Genomic DNA, 16,944 nt, shown 5'->3' on the forward strand with positions numbered 1-16,944 from the left:
AGGCACCATGGCTCCCCTGCAATACGACTTCGTCATCGTCGGCGGTGGATCCGCCGGCTGCGCACTGGCGAACCGGCTCTCCGCCGACCCGGGCAACCAGGTACTGGTCCTGGAGGCGGGCCGGCCCGACTACCCGTGGGACGTCTTCATCCACATGCCCGCGGCGCTGACGTATCCGATCGGCAGCCGGTTCTACGACTGGAAGTACGAGTCGGAACCCGAGCCGCGCATGGGCGGCCGGCGCATCTATCACGCGCGCGGCAAGGTGCTGGGCGGTTCCAGCAGCATCAACGGCATGATCTTCCAGCGCGGCAACCCCATGGACTACGAGCGCTGGGCGGCCGAGGCCGGCATGGAGTCCTGGGACTACGCGCACTGTCTGCCGTACTTCAAGCGGATGGAGAACTGTCTCGCGGCCGAACCCGACGACGAGTTCCGCGGCCACGACGGTCCCCTCGTCCTTGAGCGCGGCCCCGCCACGAACCCGTTGTTCGGCGCCTTCCTCAAGGCCACCCAGGAGGCGGGTCACGCCCCCACCGACGACGTCAACGGCTATCGGCAGGAAGGTTTCGCGCAGTTCGACCGCAACGTCAGCCGCGGCCGCCGGCTGTCGGCCGCGAAGGCGTACCTCAAGCCCGTGAAGAAGCGGCCCAACCTCACCGTCACCACCCGTGCCCTGGTCACCCGCGTCCTCTTCGAGGACAAGAAGGCCGTCGGCGTCGAGTACCGGCGCCGCGGCAAGGTCCAGCAGGTACGCGCCCGCGAGGTCATCCTCTGCGGCGGCGCGATCAACTCCCCGCAGCTGCTCCAGCTCTCCGGAGTCGGCAACGCCGAGGAACTGAGCGCGCTCGGCATCGACGTCGTCCACGACCTTCCGGGCGTCGGCGAGAACATGCAGGACCACCTGGAGGTGTACATCCAGTACGCCTGCAAGCAGCCCGTCTCCGTGCAGCCGTACATGGCGAAGTGGCGCGCCCCCTTCATCGGCCTGCAATGGCTCTTCCGCAAGGGCCCCGCCGCGACCAACCACTTCGAGGCCGGCGGCTTCGCCCGCAGCAACGAAGACGTGGACTACCCCAACCTGATGTTCCACTTCCTGCCCGTCGCGGTCCGCTACGACGGCTCCTCGCCCGCCGGCGGCCACGGCTACCAGGTGCACGTCGGCCCCATGTACTCCGACGCCATCGGCTCGGTGAAGATCAAGAGCAAGGACCCGCAGGAACACCCGGCACTGCGCTTCAACTACCTGTCCACCGAACAGGACCGTCGCGAATGGGTCGAGTCGATCCGCGTGGCCCGTGAGCTCCTCAACCAGCCCGCCATGGCCCCGTACAACGACGGGGAGATCTCGCCCGGACCGTCCGTGGAGTCCGACGAGGAGATCCTCGCCTGGGTCGCCAAGGAGGGCGAGACCGCCCTGCACCCTTCTTGCACCTGCAAGATGGGTACCGACGAGATGTCCGTCGTCGACCCAGCCAGCATGCGCGTGCACGGAGTGGAGGGACTGCGCGTCGTCGACGCGTCGGTGATGCCCTACGTCACCAACGGCAACATCTACGCGCCGGTGATGATGATCGCGGAGAAGGCGGCCGACCTCATCCTCGGCAAAGAGCCGCTGGCCCCCTCCAAGGCCGCCTACTACCGGCACCGGGACTCCCAGAAGCAGGCCGGGTAGACGGTGGACGCCGAGGGGCTCGGGGCGCTGTCGTCGAGGGTCCGCTACCGGGATTCATCGCGGTGCTCCGGCGGAGCCGGACCCTGCCGCTGACGGTGACGGATCGCTCGTGTGTTCCCGGCGACGTCACGGGTTCGACATGCCTAGTGTGATCGCCATGCAGCTTCGGTACGGCTTTCGTCTGTACCCGGACGCCGGTCAGCGCACCGCGCTGGCCAAAGCGTTCGGGTGCGCGCGTGTCGTGTTCAACGACGCGGTCCGCGCCCGCGAGGACGCCCGCGGGGCCGGGCTGGCGTTCCCTGCGGCGGGCGAGCTGTCCCGGAAGCTGATCACCGAGGCGAAGCGGACGAAGGAGCGGTGCTGGCTGGGCGAGGTCTCCTCCGTGGTGCTCCAGCAGTCCCTGCGCGACGCCGAAGCCGCCTACCGCAACTTCTTCGCCTCCCTGAAAGGCACCCGCAAGGGCCCCAGACTGGGTGCGCCCCGCTTCAAGTCCCGCAAAGACACCCGGCAGTCGATCCGGTTCACCGCCAACGCCCGTTGGAAGATCACCGAAGCCGGCCGTCTGAATCTGCCGAAGATCGGTGCGGTGAAGGTGAAGTGGTCCCGCATCCTGCCCGCCACCCCCACCTCCGTCACGGTGGTCAAGGACAGCGCGGGACGGTACTTCGCCTCCTTCGTCGTCGACGCTGACACCGCCGCCGACGCCGCCCGGATGCCCGACACCGACCGCGCCATCGGCATCGACCTCGGCCTGACGCACTTTGCGGTCTTCTCCGACGGCACGAAGATCGGCTCCCCGCGGTTCCTGCGCCGGGCGGAGAAGAAGCTGAAGAAGGCCCAGCGGGAGCTGTCCCGCAAGCAGAAGGGATCAAAGAACCGGGCCAAGGCCCGCCTCAAGGTCGCCCGTGCCCACTCCAAGGTCACCGACGCACGCCGCGAGTTCCACCACCAGCTCTCCACCCGGCTGATCCGCGAGAACCAAGCGATCGCTGTGGAGGACCTGGCGGTGGCAGGATTGGGGCGCACCAGGCTGGCCAAGTCCGTGCATGATGCTGGCTGGGCACGGTTCATCGGCATGCTGGAGTACAAGGCCGCCCGGTACGGCCGCACCCTGGTCAGGATCGGCCGGTTCGAGCCGACGAGCCAGATCTGTTCCACCTGTGGGGTCAAGGACGGACCCAAACCCCTGAATGTGCGGGAATGGACCTGCACCGCCTGCGGCACCCACCACGACCGGGACCACAATGCCGCACTCAACATCAAAACGGCCGCCGGACTGGCGGTATCGGCCTGCGGAGCGCCGGTAAGACCAGAACCCGTTCTGGCACAGTGCGAAGAAACAGGAAGCCGCGGAATCCCGACCGGAAACCGTGCCGCGTAGCGGCACAGCAACCAGTCGAGGAGGCCAGAATCCTCACCTTTTAGGGAGAGGAGCATGTCAAGAGGTGCTGCCCGCGAAGGCGACCGTGGACCAGGTCCTTGCCCGTGTACCGAGCGATGTCGTCGTGACCGTGACGGCGTCGCCAGTCAAGTGCCTGAAGCCCACGCTCGACCTCGTCGGCCAGCTGGCGGCGCACGGTTACCGTGCCGTCCCGCACGTGCCTGCGCGGCTGCTGCGGGACGACACGCATTTGAAGGATGTCGTCGACCGGCTCCGGGAGGCGGGTGTCGACGACGTCTTCGTCCCGGCAGACGACGCCGATCCTCCGGCCGGGGCCTTCGAAGGCGCGCTGCCGGTGCTACGCAGGTTGAGTGACCTGGGCGGCCCGTTCGCCCGCGTCGGCATTACCGGTTATCCGGAGAACCATCTGCTCATTCACGACGACGTCACCATCCAGGCCATGTGAGACAAGCGCGCGCACGCCACGTACATCGTGAGCAACTTCTGTTTCGATCCGAGCGTGCCGGGTGACTGGGCCGGCCGCATACGGCACCGCGGAGTCACCCTGCCTGTCCATGTGGGCGTGGCGAGGCCCGTGCAGCGGGCGAAGTTGCTGGCCATGGCGGCGAAGATCGGCGTGGGGGAGTCGACGCGCCTCGTGGTTTCTGCGGTTCGCGACCCCCCGCGGCTACACGCCCGATCGACTGCTCGCCCGTAGCGCGCAAGTGCTGACCGTGCCCTCGGCCGGGGTGGCGGGCCTGCACGTGTTCACGTTCAACCAGATCGCCGAGACCGAGCGCTGGCGCCGCGCGCTGCTGGACCGGTTGGGTCACTGAGGCTCTCTCGGCGAGGATCATTTCCAGTGCCCGTCGAGGACGAATGCGACGCGGGCCATGTCGCCGATTCCGCTGGGGCTGAGGGGGATGTGCTTGAGGGTTCGCCAGCGTTCCCTCAGTTCCGCTGCGGTCCGTTCGCCGGGCGCCCTCACATGTCTGATCAGTGTCGAGCGCGGCAGCATAGGTGACCAACATGAAGCCTCTGGTTCGAGCGGACGTGATCTTGGCGGACTCGTCCTACCAGGGCTTCACGCCTACCCGGCCAACTGACCCACCCGAAGATCATTTCGCTGGCGAAACCTCAGTGGGTGAGAGCTGCGCTGGGCTCACCCCCAGGTCTTGCCGGCTGGTTCCTTGATGGTGCGGTTGATCCGGTTGAAGAAGTTGGTCAGCGCGATCTCCAGGTTGATCGCGCCGATCTGCTCCTCGGTGAAGTGGGCGTTGACTTCTTCCCAGATCTCGTCGGTGACGCCCGGCGCACCGTCCTGCAGCCGGGTGGCGGCCTCGGCCAGCGCCAGTGCCGCGCGCTCCGCGTCGGTGTAGAGCGGCGCCTCACGCCACGCCGCCACGTTGTGCAGCCGCTCGTCGGTGTCACCGGCCTTCTTCCCTCCGGAGACACTTGCGTAGACGCATGCCGAGCAGCTGTTGATCTGGCTGACGCGCAGGTGGACCAGCGCGAGCAGCTTCGGGTCGACGCCCCCGGCGGCGATCGCCTTCTGGAGGTGCTGGATCGCGGTCCACACATCGGGGTTGTTGATGTTCTTGTTCTTGAGCCGGTTCTCCATCTGGGAGTGCTCTCCTTCATCGGGTTACGTTGCGGCGCCTGTGCGCGTCATCCCTATGACGGAGCAGCTTCCACGGAGGTAACACCATGGCCGGCACCCATCCCGCGGACCCGATCGCCGATGCCTTCGAGTCCCACCGTGACCGGCTTCGCGCCGTCGCCTACCGCATGCTCGGATCACATGCCGACGCGGAAGACGTGGTCCAAGAGGCGTGGCTACGTCTCTCCCGCCAGGACACCGACACCATCGACAACCTCGGCGGCTGGCTGACCACCGTGGTCGGCCGCATCAGCCTCGATCACCTGCGGTCGGGCCGGATGCGCCTAGAAGTCCCCTTCGACGACCAGCTGGTCGAATTCACCGTGACGCTCGACGACGCTCCCGCTCCGGAAGACCTCGCGGCACTCGGGGACTCCGTCGGCCTCGCGCTCCTCACGGTCCTCGACTCGCTGCGCCCTGACGAACGACTGGCGTTCGTGCTGCACGACGTGTTCGCCGTGCCCTTCGCGGAGATCGGCACCATTCTCGGCAAATCCGCCGACGCGACCAAAATGCTCGCCAGCCGTGCCCGCAGGAAGGTACAGGCCGCCCAGCAGCCGGCAAACGCCGGACGACAACAACGCGAGGTGGTGCAAGCCTTCCTGGCCGCAGCCCGCGACGGCCGGTTCGAGCAGTTGCTTCAGGTTCTCCACTCCGAAGTGAAGTTCACCGTCCACACCCCGAACGGCACGTTCGTCACGCTGGGGGCCACCGAGGTCGCCACTCGCGCGCGAGTGGCCGGCAGTGCGGCACGAGGACATGCGGCGACCGTCAACGGCCGCCCCGGCGTCATCTCCTGGAGCGAGGACGGCACCCCGCTCTCCCTCCTCGCCTTCACCGTCGCCGACGGTCACATCACCGAGATCACCGCCGTGATCGACCCAGCCGAACTAGCGCTCATGGACCTGCCGGACCCGGTGTGACTCCCTGCCAGCGAAGGCCACGCACACTCGAAGTGGGCCACGCCGAATCCCGCAGAGACGTTGAACTTGGCCTCTGAGAAGACCTCACTGAGCCGATCGCGGGAGCGGAGCACGGCGTCCAGGAGGACGCCCGGTTTCGTATACGGGCGGGCGAGGTCGGGTTCCGGCCCGCCCCTCATGCCGCGGTCCCCAGTGAAATCGTCATCTGCCAACCCCTTGACGTAGGTCTGCGGCGTTCGCCATGGTGTTCCACCACAAGCAATTGAATGCACGATGCGCAACTCGTAGCGGCTGAAGGGCTTGGCGAGTGGCAGACCTGTATGTGGCTGGGGAATGGCGCGACGCCGTGGCCGGCGGGCGCCGGGAGATCCGATGTCCCGCTGATGGCGCGCTCGCCGCGACCGTGTCCGAGGCGACGCGTCCGGACACCGAGGCGGCGATCGCGGCGGCACGCCGGGCCTTCGACGAAGGTCCCTGGCCGCGCACCCCCGAGCGCGAGCGCGGCGCGCTGCTGATGCGCACCGCCGACCTCGTCGAGCGTGACGCCAAGGAATTCGCCCGCGCCGAGTCGCTGGACACCGGCAAGCGGCTGGTGGAGAGCGAGTACGACATCGCCGATGTCGTCTCCTGCTTCCGCTACTACGGCGGGATCGGGGGCACCGATGCCGGCCGGGTGATCGACGCCGGCCGTGACGACGCCGTCAGCCGCGTCGTCTACGAACCGGTCGGCGTGTGCGGGCTCATCACCCCTTGGAACTACCCTTTGCTGCAGGCCAGTTGGAAGGTCGCCCCGGCGCTTCTTGCGGGCAACACGATCGTCCTCAAGCCCAGTGAGCTCACCCCCTCCACCTCGATCCTGCTGATGCGGGCCCTTGAGGAGGCCGGGCTCCCGGCCGGTGCGGCCAATCTCGTCCTGGGTGCCGGGCCCGAAGCGGGGGCGCCGCTCTCCGAGGACCCGGCCGTCGACCTGGTCTCCTTCACCGGGGGTCTGGAGACGGGCAAGCAGATCATGGCCACCGCCGCGTCGACCGTGAAGAAGGTGGCGCTGGAGCTCGGTGGCAAGAACCCGAACGTCGTCTTCGCCGACGCCGATTTCGAGACGGCCGTGGACTTCGCCCTCACGGCCGTTTTTCTGCACTCGGGGCAGGTGTGCTCGGCCGGCGCCCGCCTGATCGTCGAGGACTCCCTTCATGACGCCTTCGTCGACGAGGTCGTCCGCCGTGCCCGGCAGATCCGCCTGGGCGGCCCGTTCGACCCCGAGGCCGAGACCGGAGCGCTGATCTCCGCACGGCATCTGGAGAAGGTCGAGGCGTATGTCGCGGCGGGCCTCGCCGAAGGCGCCGTACTGCGCTGCGGCGGCGAACGGCCCGGTGGCCCCGGGCTGGCGAACGGCCACTACTACCCGCCCACGGTTCTCGACGAGTGCCGTCAGGACATGCGGGTGGTGCACGAGGAGTCCTTCGGACCCGTGCTGACCGTCGAGCGCTTCACCGACGAGGACGACGCCGTACGCATCGCCAACGACACCGAGTACGGACTCGCCGGTGCCGTCTGGACGCAGGACGCCGGGAAGGCCCAGCGGGTCGCGCGCCGGCTGCGCCACGGCACGGTGTGGATCAACGACTACCACCCCTACGTGCCGCAGGCGGAATGGGGTGGCTTCGGGCACTCGGGCGTGGGCCGGGAGCTGGGACCGTCCGGCCTGGACGAGTACCGAGAGCCCAAGCACATCTGGCAGAACATCCAACCCCGGCCGCAGCACTGGTTCCGCGGCTGAACGCCGAAGAGAGGTCGATCGTGACCCCAGCACAGGCTGAGGCTCCGCAGCGGCGCGGCACGCCCCAGGACGCGGCCCCCACCCCGGTCATATCCGTGCGCAAGTTGTGGAAGGTGTTCGGTCCGAGGGCGGATCAGGTGCCGGACTCCGAGGAGCTGTGCGGTCTCACCCGGCGCGAGCTGATGGACCGTACCGGATGCACCGCCGCCGTGCGCGACGTGAACTTCGAGGTCTCGCCCGGCGAGGTCTTCGTCGTCATGGGTCTGTCCGGCTCGGGCAAGTCCACCCTGGTGCGGTGTCTGACCCGGCTGATCGAACCCACCGCCGGTGAGGTCGTCTTCGAGGGCGAGGACATCCGCGACGCGGATGCCAAGCGCCTGCGCGAACTGCGGCGCAGCAAGTTCTCCATGGTCTTCCAGCACTTCGGGCTGCTGCCCCACCGCCGGGTCGTCGACAACGTGTCCTTCGGCCTGGAGATCCGCGGCATGGGCAGGGCCGAACGCACCAAGCGGGCCTTGGAGGTCGTCGAGCTGGTCGGCCTCGCCGGATATGAGAACTCCTACCCCGACCAGCTCTCCGGCGGTATGCAGCAGCGCGTCGGTCTCGCCCGGGCGCTGGCCGGCGATCCGGACGTGTTGTTCTTCGACGAGCCGTTCTCGGCGCTCGACCCGTTGATCCGCCGTGACATGCAGAACGAGGTCATCCGCCTGCACCACGAGGTCGGCAAGACGATGGTGTTCATCACCCACGACCTCTCCGAGGCCCTCAAGCTGGGCGACCGCATCCTCATCATGCGCGACGGCAAGACGGTCCAGTGCGGCACCGGCGACGAACTGGTCGGCGCTCCCGCGGACGACTACGTACGCGATTTCGTCAAGGACGTGCCGCGCGGCGACGTACTGACCCTGCGGTGGATCATGCGTCCCGCGGAGCCGGACGACGCCCTGGACGGTCCCGAGCTGGGCCCGGACGTCGTGGTGCGGGAAGCCACCCGGGCGGTGCTGGCGGCCGAGAAGCCGGTCAAGGTCGTCGAGGACGGGAAGCTGCTCGGCATCGTCGGTGACGAGGAGATCCTCGCGGTGGTCGCCGGGCAGGAAGGCGGCGTGTGATGACCGTCGCCGCAGAGAAGCCGGAGCAGGCGGACGAGGCGGAGGAACCGGCGAAATCCGCGCCCGCCGCGGGTGTACGCAAGGTCGGCCGCCGCACGGTGGTGGCCGCGATCCTGGTTGCCTGGCTGGTGCTCTTCGCCGTGCTGCGCGGCAGGCAGACGCTGACACTGGCGGCGGCGGACCTCACCGATCTGCACCACTGGTTCAACGATGTCAACGACACGATCGGCGCCGACCGCAACTCCAACCCGCTCTTCCTGTACTTCTTCAACGAGATCCGCCTGGTCATCGACAACCTGGTGACCTTCATCCAGGACCTGATCTCCCAGCCGTCCGCCACCCGCCCCGTCCCGCAGATCGGCTGGCTCGGCGTCGTCGGCATCGTCGGCTACATCTCCTGGGCCGTGGGCAACTGGCGGGTCGCGCTCCTGGCCGTGGCCGGCTTCACCTTCTTCGGGCTGCAGGGTCTGTGGCAGGAGAGCATGGACACGCTGGCACTGACCCTCTCCGCGGTCTTCGTCGCACTGCTGATCGGGATCCCGCTGGGCGTGTGGGCCGGTCTGTCCGACCGGTTCAACCGGATCATGACGCCCTTCCTGGACTTCATGCAGACGATGCCGACCTTCGTCTACCTGGCCCCGCTCACTCTGTTCTTCCTCATCGGCCCGGCCTCCGCGACGATCGCCACCCTGATCTACGCGGCGCCACCGGCGATCCGTATCACCGCGCACGCCATCCGTTCCGTGCCGAAGACCACCGTCGAGGCGGCCGACTCGCTGGGTTCGACGCGGCGGCAGACACTGCTGAAGGTTCTGCTGCCGATGTCCAAGCGGACCGTGGTGATGGGCGTCAACCAGACCATCATGGCCGCCCTGGCCATGGTGACCATCGCGGCCCTCATCGACGCGCCCGGCCTCGGGAAGACCGTCGTCCAGGCCCTGCAGTCGCTCGATGTCGGCACGGCCTTCAACGCGGGCCTGGCCATCGTCGTCATGGCCATCGTCCTCGACCGGGTCACGACCGCGGCGAGCGTGCGCGCGGAGGCGGCCCGGCGCTCGGGGAACCGCTTCCTCAAGTGGCGCAGGCAACTGCTGGCGGCGGGCGCAGTGGTCGTGGCGGTGCTGGTCTCCATGTCGCACACCTATGTATGGGCGGCGGAGTTCCCGGGCGAGGGCAGCACCGGCAGCACCATCGCGAGCGCGGCCGACGACGTGACGACATGGGCGCAGGACAATCTCTCCGGGATCACGAACGCATTTCGCGACACGATCACCAACGGCCTGCTCAATCCCTTCCAGACGCTGCTGACCGACTCTCCGTGGTGGCTCGTCGGCGCGGTCCTGGTCGCGCTCGGCGCGGTGCTCGGCGGATGGCGCGCCGGGGTCACCGCGGCCGTGTGCGTGGGCCTGCTGGTCGGTACCGGCGTGTGGTCGGACAGCATGACGACGCTGGCGTCGACGATCGTGGCGACGGTGCTGGTCATGGTGCTCGGTGTCGTCTTCGGGGTGTGGATGGGGCGCAGCATGCTCGTGGACCGGCTGCTGCGGCCCACCCTGGACGCGGCGCAGGTCATGCCGCCGTTCGTCTATCTCGTGCCGTTCCTCGCGCTGTTCGGCGCGACGCGCTTCACGGCGATCGTCGCCGCCGTCGTCTACGCGGTGCCGGTCGCCATCAAGATCATCTCGGATGGTGTGCGGGCCGTGCCCGAGACGACCGTCGAAGCGGCCACCGCTGCCGGGTGCAACACCTGGCAGATCATCACCAAGGTTCAACTGCCGATGTCACGCAGTGCCCTGACTCTCGCGACCAACCAGGGCCTGATCTACGTGCTGTCGATGGTTGTTGTGGGCGGCCTGGTAGGCGCGGGCGCCCTCGGCTACGACGTCGTGGCCGGCTTCTCGCAGGGAGAGCTGTACGGCAAGGGGCTGGCGGCGGGGCTCGCCATCGTACTGCTCGGTGTCATGTTCGACCGGATCACTCAGGCAGCGGCGCGACGCGCGAGCGAATAAGGAGCACTGACCATGGCAAGGCAAGCAAGACACTGGAGAGTCGGCGCGGTCGGCACAGCGGTTCTCGGCCTCACCCTCACCGCCTGCGGCGGTGCGAAGGTCGGTGACAGCACCGCCGGCTCGGGGAGCAGTCCGGGCAAGTGCGGCACCTTCAACCTCGCGGTGAACCCGTGGGTGGGCTATGAGGCCGACGCGGCGGTGGTCGCGTACGTAGCGGAGCACAGACTCGGCTGCAAGGTCACCAAGAAGGACCTGAAGGAAGAGATCGCCTGGCAGGGCTTCGGGACGGGCGAGGTCGACGCGGTCCTGGAGAACTGGGGTCACGACGACCTGAAGAAGAAGTACATCACCGGGCAGAAGACCGCCGTCGAGGCGGGGCAGACCGGCAACAAGGGCATCATCGGCTGGTACGTACCGCCGTGGCTGGCGAAGGCGCATCCGGACATCACCGACTGGAAGAACCTGAACAAGTACGCGTCCAACTTCAAGACCTCGGAGTCGGGCGGCAAGGGCCAGCTCCTCGACGGCGACCCGTCGTACGTCACCAACGACGAGGCGCTGGTGAAGAACCTGAAGCTGGACTTCAAGGTGGTGTACGCGGGCAGCGAGACCGCGCTCATCCAGGCCTACCGCAAGGCGGAGAAGAACAAGGAATGGGTGATCGGCTACTTCTACGAGCCGCAGTGGTTCCTGTCCGAGGTGCCGCTGGTCAAGGTCGGTCTGCCCACGTACAAGACGGGCTGTGACGCCGATGCGGCGAAGGTCGCCTGCGACTACCCGGTGTACGACCTCGACAAGGTCGTCAGCGCGAAGTTCGCCAAGTCGGGCAGCCCCGCCTACGACTTGGTGAAGAAGTTCAACTGGACGAACGACGACCAGAACGCCGTCGCCAAGTACATCGCCGTGGACAAGCTGTCGGCCGAGGCGGCGGCGAAGAAGTGGGTCGAGGCCAACCCCGACAAGGTCGACGCCTGGATCAAGTAGGACGCGGCGCGGCACCGTCTCCGGCCTCGGGCCGGCGGCGGAGCGTTGCCGCACGAGCGACTCGGAAACCGCCGGACGATGCCCGGCAGGCTGCGCCGGCAGCCTGCCGGGCATCGCCGCGTTTCGGGCTGTTTTCCTACGTCACGGCCCCCTTGACACCCGCTCCCCGCGACCGGCACATTGAGTTGCGCAACTTGAAGCATGTTGCGCAGATAGCAACTGGATTGCTTTCTAGTCGGAGGTGCGGCGATGGCGGGACCCCGGGTGGTCATCATCGGAGCGGGCGTCGTGGGAGCGGCCCTCGCCGACGAGATCTCCGCGCGAGGCTGGACCGAAGTGACCGTGGTCGACCAGGGCCCGCTGCCCGCCACCGGGGGATCGTCGTCGCACGCCCCGGGTCTGGTCTTCCAGACGAACTCCTCCAAGACGATGACCGAACTGGCCCGCTACACCGTCGAGAAGTTCTGTTCCCTCGACGTCGACGGCCGGCCCTGCTTCCTGCAGGTCGGCGGCCTCGAAGTGGCCACCACCCCCGAGCGTCTGACCGAACTGCACCGCCGCCACGGCTGGATCACCGCCTGGGGCATCGAGGCCCGGCTGCTGAGCACCGAGGAGTGCGTCGAGCAGCACCCCCTCGTGAACCGGGACAAGATCCTCGGTGGCCTCCTGGTACCGACGGACGGCCTCGCGAAGGCCGTCCTCGCCGTCGAGGCACAGATCCGCAGGGCCACCGAGCGCGGCGTACGCTTCCTCGCCCGCCACGAAGTCCTCGACGTACGGCAGAGCGAGGGCCGGGTGACCGGAGTCCGCACCGACCAGGGCGAGATCCCCGCCGACATCGTCGTGTGCTGCGCCGGCATCTGGGGCCCGAAGATCGCCCGCATGGTCGGCATGAACCTCCCGCTGACCCCGCTCGGCCACCAGCTTGCCTGGACCGGCCCGGTACCGGCCCTGGCGGGCCAGACCGAGGAGGCGGTGCGCCCGATCCTGCGCCACCAGGACGCCGACCTCTACTACCGCGACCGCTTCGACACCCTGGGCATCGGCTCCTACGGCCACCGCCCGATGCCGGTCTCCGCCGACGACATCCTGTCGGTGGACGCGGCCGACGAGATGCCGTCGGTCCTGAAGTTCACCGAAGACGACTTCGCGGACGCCTGGACCGAAACCCGGTCCCTGCTCCCCGCGACGAAGGAGGCCAAGGTCGAGGAGGGCATCAACGGCCTGTTCTCCTTCACCACCGACGGCCTGCCCCTCCTCGGCGAATCCCCGGAGGTCAAGGGCTTCTGGGTCGCGGAGGCCGTCTGGGTCACCCACTCCGCCGGCGTGGGCCGGGCCATGGCCGAATGGCTCGTCGACGGTTACTGCTCGTCCTTCGACCTGCACGAGTGCGACGTCAACCGCTTCGAGCCGCACCAGCTCGCCCCGGAGTACGTCCTGGCCCGCGGCTGCCGCAACTTCGTCGAGGTCTACGACATCCTGCACCCGCTCCAGCCGTCGGGGGACCCGCGCCCGATCCGCACGAGCCCCTTCTACGCCCGCCAGCAGGAGCTGGGCGCCTTCTTCCTGGAGGCGAACGGCTGGGAGCGCCCGCAGTGGTACGAGGCCAACGCGAACCTGGTCGAGGGCCGTTCCGTCCCCACCCCCGACGACTGGGCCGCGCGGTACTGGTCGCCCGTCGTCGGCGCCGAGGCGCAGGCCACCCGCGAGACCGTCGCGATGTACGACATGACGGCGCTCAAGCGGCTCGAAGTCAGCGGGCACGGCGCCGCCGCCTTCCTGGAGCGGCTGTCCACCGGCAAGGTCGACAAGTCCGTCGGCTCCGTCACGTACACCCTGCTTCTGGACCACGACGGCGGCATCCGCAGCGACGTCACCGTCGCCCGGCTGGCCCCCGACCTCTTCCAGGTCGGTGCCAACGGCAACCTGGACCTCGACTGGCTCACCCGCCACCTGCCCGCCGACGGCTCGGTCGCCGTACGCGACATCACCCCGGGCACCTGCTGCATCGGCCTGTGGGGCCCGCTCGCCCGCCATGTGCTGCAGCCGCTCACCGACTCGGACTTCTCGGCCGACGGCCTGAAGTACTTCCGTGCCCAGCGCGCCCACATCGGATCCGTCCCCGTCACCGCGATGCGCCTGTCCTACGTCGGTGAACTGGGCTGGGAGCTGTACACCACCGCCGACCAGGGCCTGAAGCTGTGGGACACCCTGTGGCAGGCGGCGGGCCCGCTGGGCGGCATCGCCGCCGGCCGCGGCGCCTTCAACAGCCTCCGCCTGGAGAAGGGCTACCGCTCCTTCGGCACCGACATGACCTACGAACACGACCCCTATGAGGCCGGAGTCGGCTTCGCCGTCAAGCTCGACAAGGACGACTTCATCGGCAAGGCCGCACTCGAGCGGCGCAAGTCCGACGTCCGGCGCAGACTGACCTGTCTCACCATCGACGACCCGCGGGCCGTCGTCATGGGCAAGGAGCCGGTGTACGACGGCGACCGCCCCGTCGGCTATGTCACCAGCGCCGCCTACGGCTACACGATCGGCAAGGGCATCGCCTACGCGTGGCTCCCGGCGGAGCTCGCCACCACCGGCAACACCCTGCACATCGGCTACTTCGACCGGCGCGTCGAGGCGGTCGTCGCCGAGGAGCCCCTGTTCGACCCGACCATGTCCCGCCTCCGTGGCTGAGGAACCCCGGGGAAGCTCGGGCACCCCACCGGAACCGCCCGGTTCACCGTGTCGGCTTCAGGGAAAGGAACACCGCCGGTGACCGCACAACTGCCCGACGGTGAGGCGAGATCCGCCGAGCGCGTGGCCAAGTCGACCGCCGCCGCCGGCCGGCCGCCGGGGCTCGGCACGGACCCGGCCGCCGAGGCCGCCGAGAGGAAGGCGAACACCGTATGAACACGCTGAACACCCCCCTGGCGGAACTGGACCCCGAGGTCCACGCCGCACTCCGCGCCGAGCTGCACCGCCAGCAGTCCACCCTCGAAATGATCGCCTCCGAGAACTTCGCGCCCTTCGCCGTGCTGGAGGCCCAGGGCTCGGTCCTCACCAACAAGTACGCGGAGGGCTATCCCGGCCGCCGCTACTACGGCGGCTGCGAACACGTCGACGTCACCGAGCGGTTGGCCATCGAACGCGTCAAGTCCCTCTTCGGCGCCGGATTCGCCAATGTCCAGCCGCACTCGGGCGCCCAGGCCAACACCGCCGTCTTCTTCGCCCTGCTCCAGCCCGGCGACACGATCCTCGGCCTCGACCTCGCGCACGGCGGGCACCTCACCCACGGCATGCGCATCAACTACAGCGGCAGGATGCTCAACGCCGTGCCGTACCACGTGGCCGAGACGGACAACCTCATCGACATGGACGAGGTGGAACGGCTCGCCAAGGAGCACCGCCCCAAGATGATCATCGCAGGCTGGTCGGCATACCCGCGGCAGCTGGACTTCGCGGCCTTCCGCCGGATCGCCGACGAGGTGGGCGCCCTCCTCATGGTCGACATGGCGCACTTCGCGGGCCTGGTCGCCGCCGGACTGCACCCCAACCCCGTACCGCACGCCCACGTCACCACCACGACGACGCACAAGACGCTCGGCGGTCCCCGCGGCGGAGTCGTCCTCACCAACGAGGCCGACCTCGCCAAGAAGATCAACTCGGCGGTGTTCCCCGGTATGCAGGGCGGCCCCCTGGAGCACGTCATCGCCGCGAAGGCCGTGTCCTTCAAGGTCGCCGCGTCACCCGAGTTCGCCGAACGCCAGGCCCGCACACTCGCCGGCTCCCGGATCCTCGCCGAACGGCTCACCCGGCCCGACGTGGCGGCCGCCGGGGTGAAGGTCCTCACCGGAGGCACGGACGTCCACCTCGTCCTGGTCGACCTGCGCGCCTGTGAACTCGACGGCAGGCAGGCCGAGGACCTGCTCCACGAGATCGGCATCACCGTCAACCGCAACGCCGTGCCCTTCGACCCGCGCCCGCCCATGGTCACCTCGGGCCTGCGCATCGGCACCCCGGCACTGGCCACCCGCGGCTTCACCGAAGAGGACTTCGCCGAGGTCGCCGACGTGATCGCGTCGGCCCTCCAGCCCGAGCCCGACATCGCCGCCCTGCGCGCGCGTACGGAGGCGCTGGCCGCCAAGCACCCGCTCTACCCGCACCTTTCAGCAGCGGAAGAAGCCGGAGACGTCCGATGAGCCCCCGCACCCCCGGCGCCGAGCTCCCCGAACACCCCGACCGGCTGTGGCGCACGCCCGAACCCAAGCGGTCCTACGACGTGGTGATCGTGGGCGGCGGCGGACACGGCCTCGCCACCGCCCACTATCTGGCGAAGAACCACGGCATCACCGACGTCGCCGTGCTGGAGAGGGGCTGGCTCGCGGGCGGCAACATGGCCCGCAACACCACGATCATCCGTTCCAACTACCTGTGGGACGAGAGCGCCGGCATCTACGAGCACGCGCTCAAACTGTGGGAGGGACTGGAGGAGGAACTCGACTACCCGATCCTCTTCTCCCAGCGCGGGGTACTGAACCTCGCCCACAGCCTCCAGGACGTCCGTGACGGCGTGCGCCGCGTCGAGGCGAACCGGCTCAACGGCGTGGACGCCGAATGGCTCGACGAGCGGCAGGTCAAGGACGTCTGCCCGATCGTCGACATCTCGCCCGACGTGCGCTATCCGGTCATGGGCGGCACCTACCAGCCGCGCGCCGGCATTGCCAAGCACGACCACGTGGCCTGGGGCCTGGCCCGCTCCGCCGACTCCGCCGGCATCGACATCATCCAGAACTGCGAGGTCACCGGCCTCGACATCGTCGGCGGCCGGGTGGTCGGCGTACAGACCACCCTCGGCCCGATCGCCGCGGGCAAGGTGGCACTCTGCTCGGCCGGCCACACCTCGGTACTGGCCGCCATGGCGGGCATCGAACTGCCCCTGCAGAGTCACCCGTTGCAGGCACTCGTCTCCGAACTCCTGGAACCCGTGCACCCCACGGTCATCATGTCCAACGCGGTCCATGTGTACGTCAGTCAGGCCCACAAGGGCGAACTGGTGATGGGCGCCGGCATCGACTCGTACAACTCCTACACCCAGCGCGGCGCCTTCCACATCATCGAAGAGCAGATGTCCGCCGCCCTGGAACTCTTCCCGGTCTTCGCCCGAGCCCATGTGCTGCGCACCTGGGGCGGCATCGTCGACGTCAGCCCCGACGCCTCGCCCATCGTCGGCCTCAGCCCGGTCGACAACCTCTACCTCAACTGCGGCTGGGGCACCGGCGGGTTCAAGGCCACCCCGGGCGTCGGCTGGGTCTACGCCCACACCATCGCCCATGACACCCCGCACGCCCTCAACGCCCCCTTCTCGCTCGACCGCTTCACCACCGGCGCGCTCGTCGACGAGCACGGCGCGGCCGCGGTGGCCCACTAGGGAG

12 protein-coding genes and 1 pseudogene are annotated in these 16,944 nt (G+C 68.6%); 12 read left to right on the plus strand and 1 reads right to left on the minus strand.

Translation table 11 applies throughout. From position 1 onward, the window contains the following. Window positions 1–7 precede the first annotated feature (7 nt). The 3 genes and pseudogenes from betA (at window position 8) to ACH4S8_RS41645 (ending at window position 3,892) form a co-directional block, all read left to right on the plus strand. Entirely contained in the window at window positions 8–1,675 is a 1,668-nt protein-coding gene (gene betA, locus ACH4S8_RS41635; protein WP_398403908.1) for a choline dehydrogenase, read from the plus strand. Between the two features lie 157 nt (window positions 1,676–1,832). Further along, window positions 1,833–3,056 carry an RNA-guided endonuclease InsQ/TnpB family protein gene (locus tag ACH4S8_RS41640; RefSeq protein WP_398403910.1) on the plus strand — a complete coding sequence of 408 codons (1,224 nt, stop codon included), beginning with the start codon at window positions 1,833–1,835 and terminating at the stop codon, window positions 3,054–3,056. Window positions 3,057–3,120: 64 nt separating this feature from the next. Further along, window positions 3,121–3,892: pseudogene (locus ACH4S8_RS41645) on the plus strand (5,10-methylenetetrahydrofolate reductase). 326 nt (window positions 3,893–4,218) lie between these two features. Here ACH4S8_RS41645 and ACH4S8_RS41650 read toward each other — a convergent pair. Continuing rightward, window positions 4,219–4,677, minus strand: coding sequence for a carboxymuconolactone decarboxylase family protein (locus ACH4S8_RS41650; protein WP_398403912.1), 459 nt, complete (start codon window positions 4,675–4,677; stop codon window positions 4,219–4,221). 86 nt (window positions 4,678–4,763) lie between these two features. On the opposite strand from ACH4S8_RS41650, the gene ACH4S8_RS41655 reads away from it, so the two are divergent. From ACH4S8_RS41655 to ACH4S8_RS41695, 9 genes are all read left to right on the plus strand, one after another. After that, window positions 4,764–5,639, plus strand: a complete 876-nt coding sequence (locus ACH4S8_RS41655; RefSeq protein ID WP_398403914.1) for a sigma-70 family RNA polymerase sigma factor — start codon at window positions 4,764–4,766, stop codon at window positions 5,637–5,639. 307 nt (window positions 5,640–5,946) lie between these two features. After that, entirely contained in the window at window positions 5,947–7,416 is a 1,470-nt protein-coding gene (locus ACH4S8_RS41660) for an aldehyde dehydrogenase family protein (RefSeq protein ID WP_398403916.1), read from the plus strand. A gap of 20 nt (window positions 7,417–7,436) precedes the next feature. Further along, window positions 7,437–8,525, plus strand: a complete 1,089-nt coding sequence (locus ACH4S8_RS41665; RefSeq protein WP_398403918.1) for a glycine betaine/L-proline ABC transporter ATP-binding protein — start codon at window positions 7,437–7,439, stop codon at window positions 8,523–8,525. Then, window positions 8,525–10,534: an ABC transporter permease gene (locus ACH4S8_RS41670; protein ID WP_398403920.1), complete on the plus strand. Its 2,010-nt coding sequence runs from the start codon at window positions 8,525–8,527 to the stop codon at window positions 10,532–10,534. The genes ACH4S8_RS41665 and ACH4S8_RS41670 overlap by 1 nt, the downstream gene beginning before the upstream one ends. A 12-nt stretch (window positions 10,535–10,546) precedes the next feature. Then, on the plus strand, window positions 10,547–11,518 hold the full coding sequence (locus ACH4S8_RS41675; RefSeq protein WP_398403922.1) for an ABC transporter substrate-binding protein: 972 nt from the start codon (window positions 10,547–10,549) through the stop codon (window positions 11,516–11,518). Window positions 11,519–11,767: 249 nt separating this feature from the next. After that, window positions 11,768–14,206, plus strand: a complete 2,439-nt coding sequence (locus ACH4S8_RS41680) for an FAD-dependent oxidoreductase (protein WP_398403924.1) — start codon at window positions 11,768–11,770, stop codon at window positions 14,204–14,206. A 78-nt stretch (window positions 14,207–14,284) separates the two neighbouring features. Next, window positions 14,285–14,422 carry a hypothetical protein gene (locus tag ACH4S8_RS41685; protein ID WP_398403926.1) on the plus strand — a complete coding sequence of 46 codons (138 nt, stop codon included), beginning with the start codon at window positions 14,285–14,287 and terminating at the stop codon, window positions 14,420–14,422. Continuing rightward, window positions 14,419–15,711 carry a serine hydroxymethyltransferase gene (glyA, locus tag ACH4S8_RS41690; RefSeq protein WP_398403928.1) on the plus strand — a complete coding sequence of 431 codons (1,293 nt, stop codon included), beginning with the start codon at window positions 14,419–14,421 and terminating at the stop codon, window positions 15,709–15,711. The genes ACH4S8_RS41685 and glyA overlap by 4 nt, the downstream gene beginning before the upstream one ends. Beyond that, entirely contained in the window at window positions 15,708–16,940 is a 1,233-nt protein-coding gene (locus ACH4S8_RS41695; protein WP_398403930.1) for a sarcosine oxidase subunit beta family protein, read from the plus strand. Before glyA ends, ACH4S8_RS41695 begins: the two co-directional genes overlap by 4 nt. Window positions 16,941–16,944 lie beyond the last annotated feature (4 nt).

It is taken from the genome of Streptomyces sp. NPDC021080 (genome assembly GCF_044333225.1).
Taxonomy (GTDB): Bacteria; Actinomycetota; Actinomycetes; order Streptomycetales; family Streptomycetaceae; genus Streptomyces.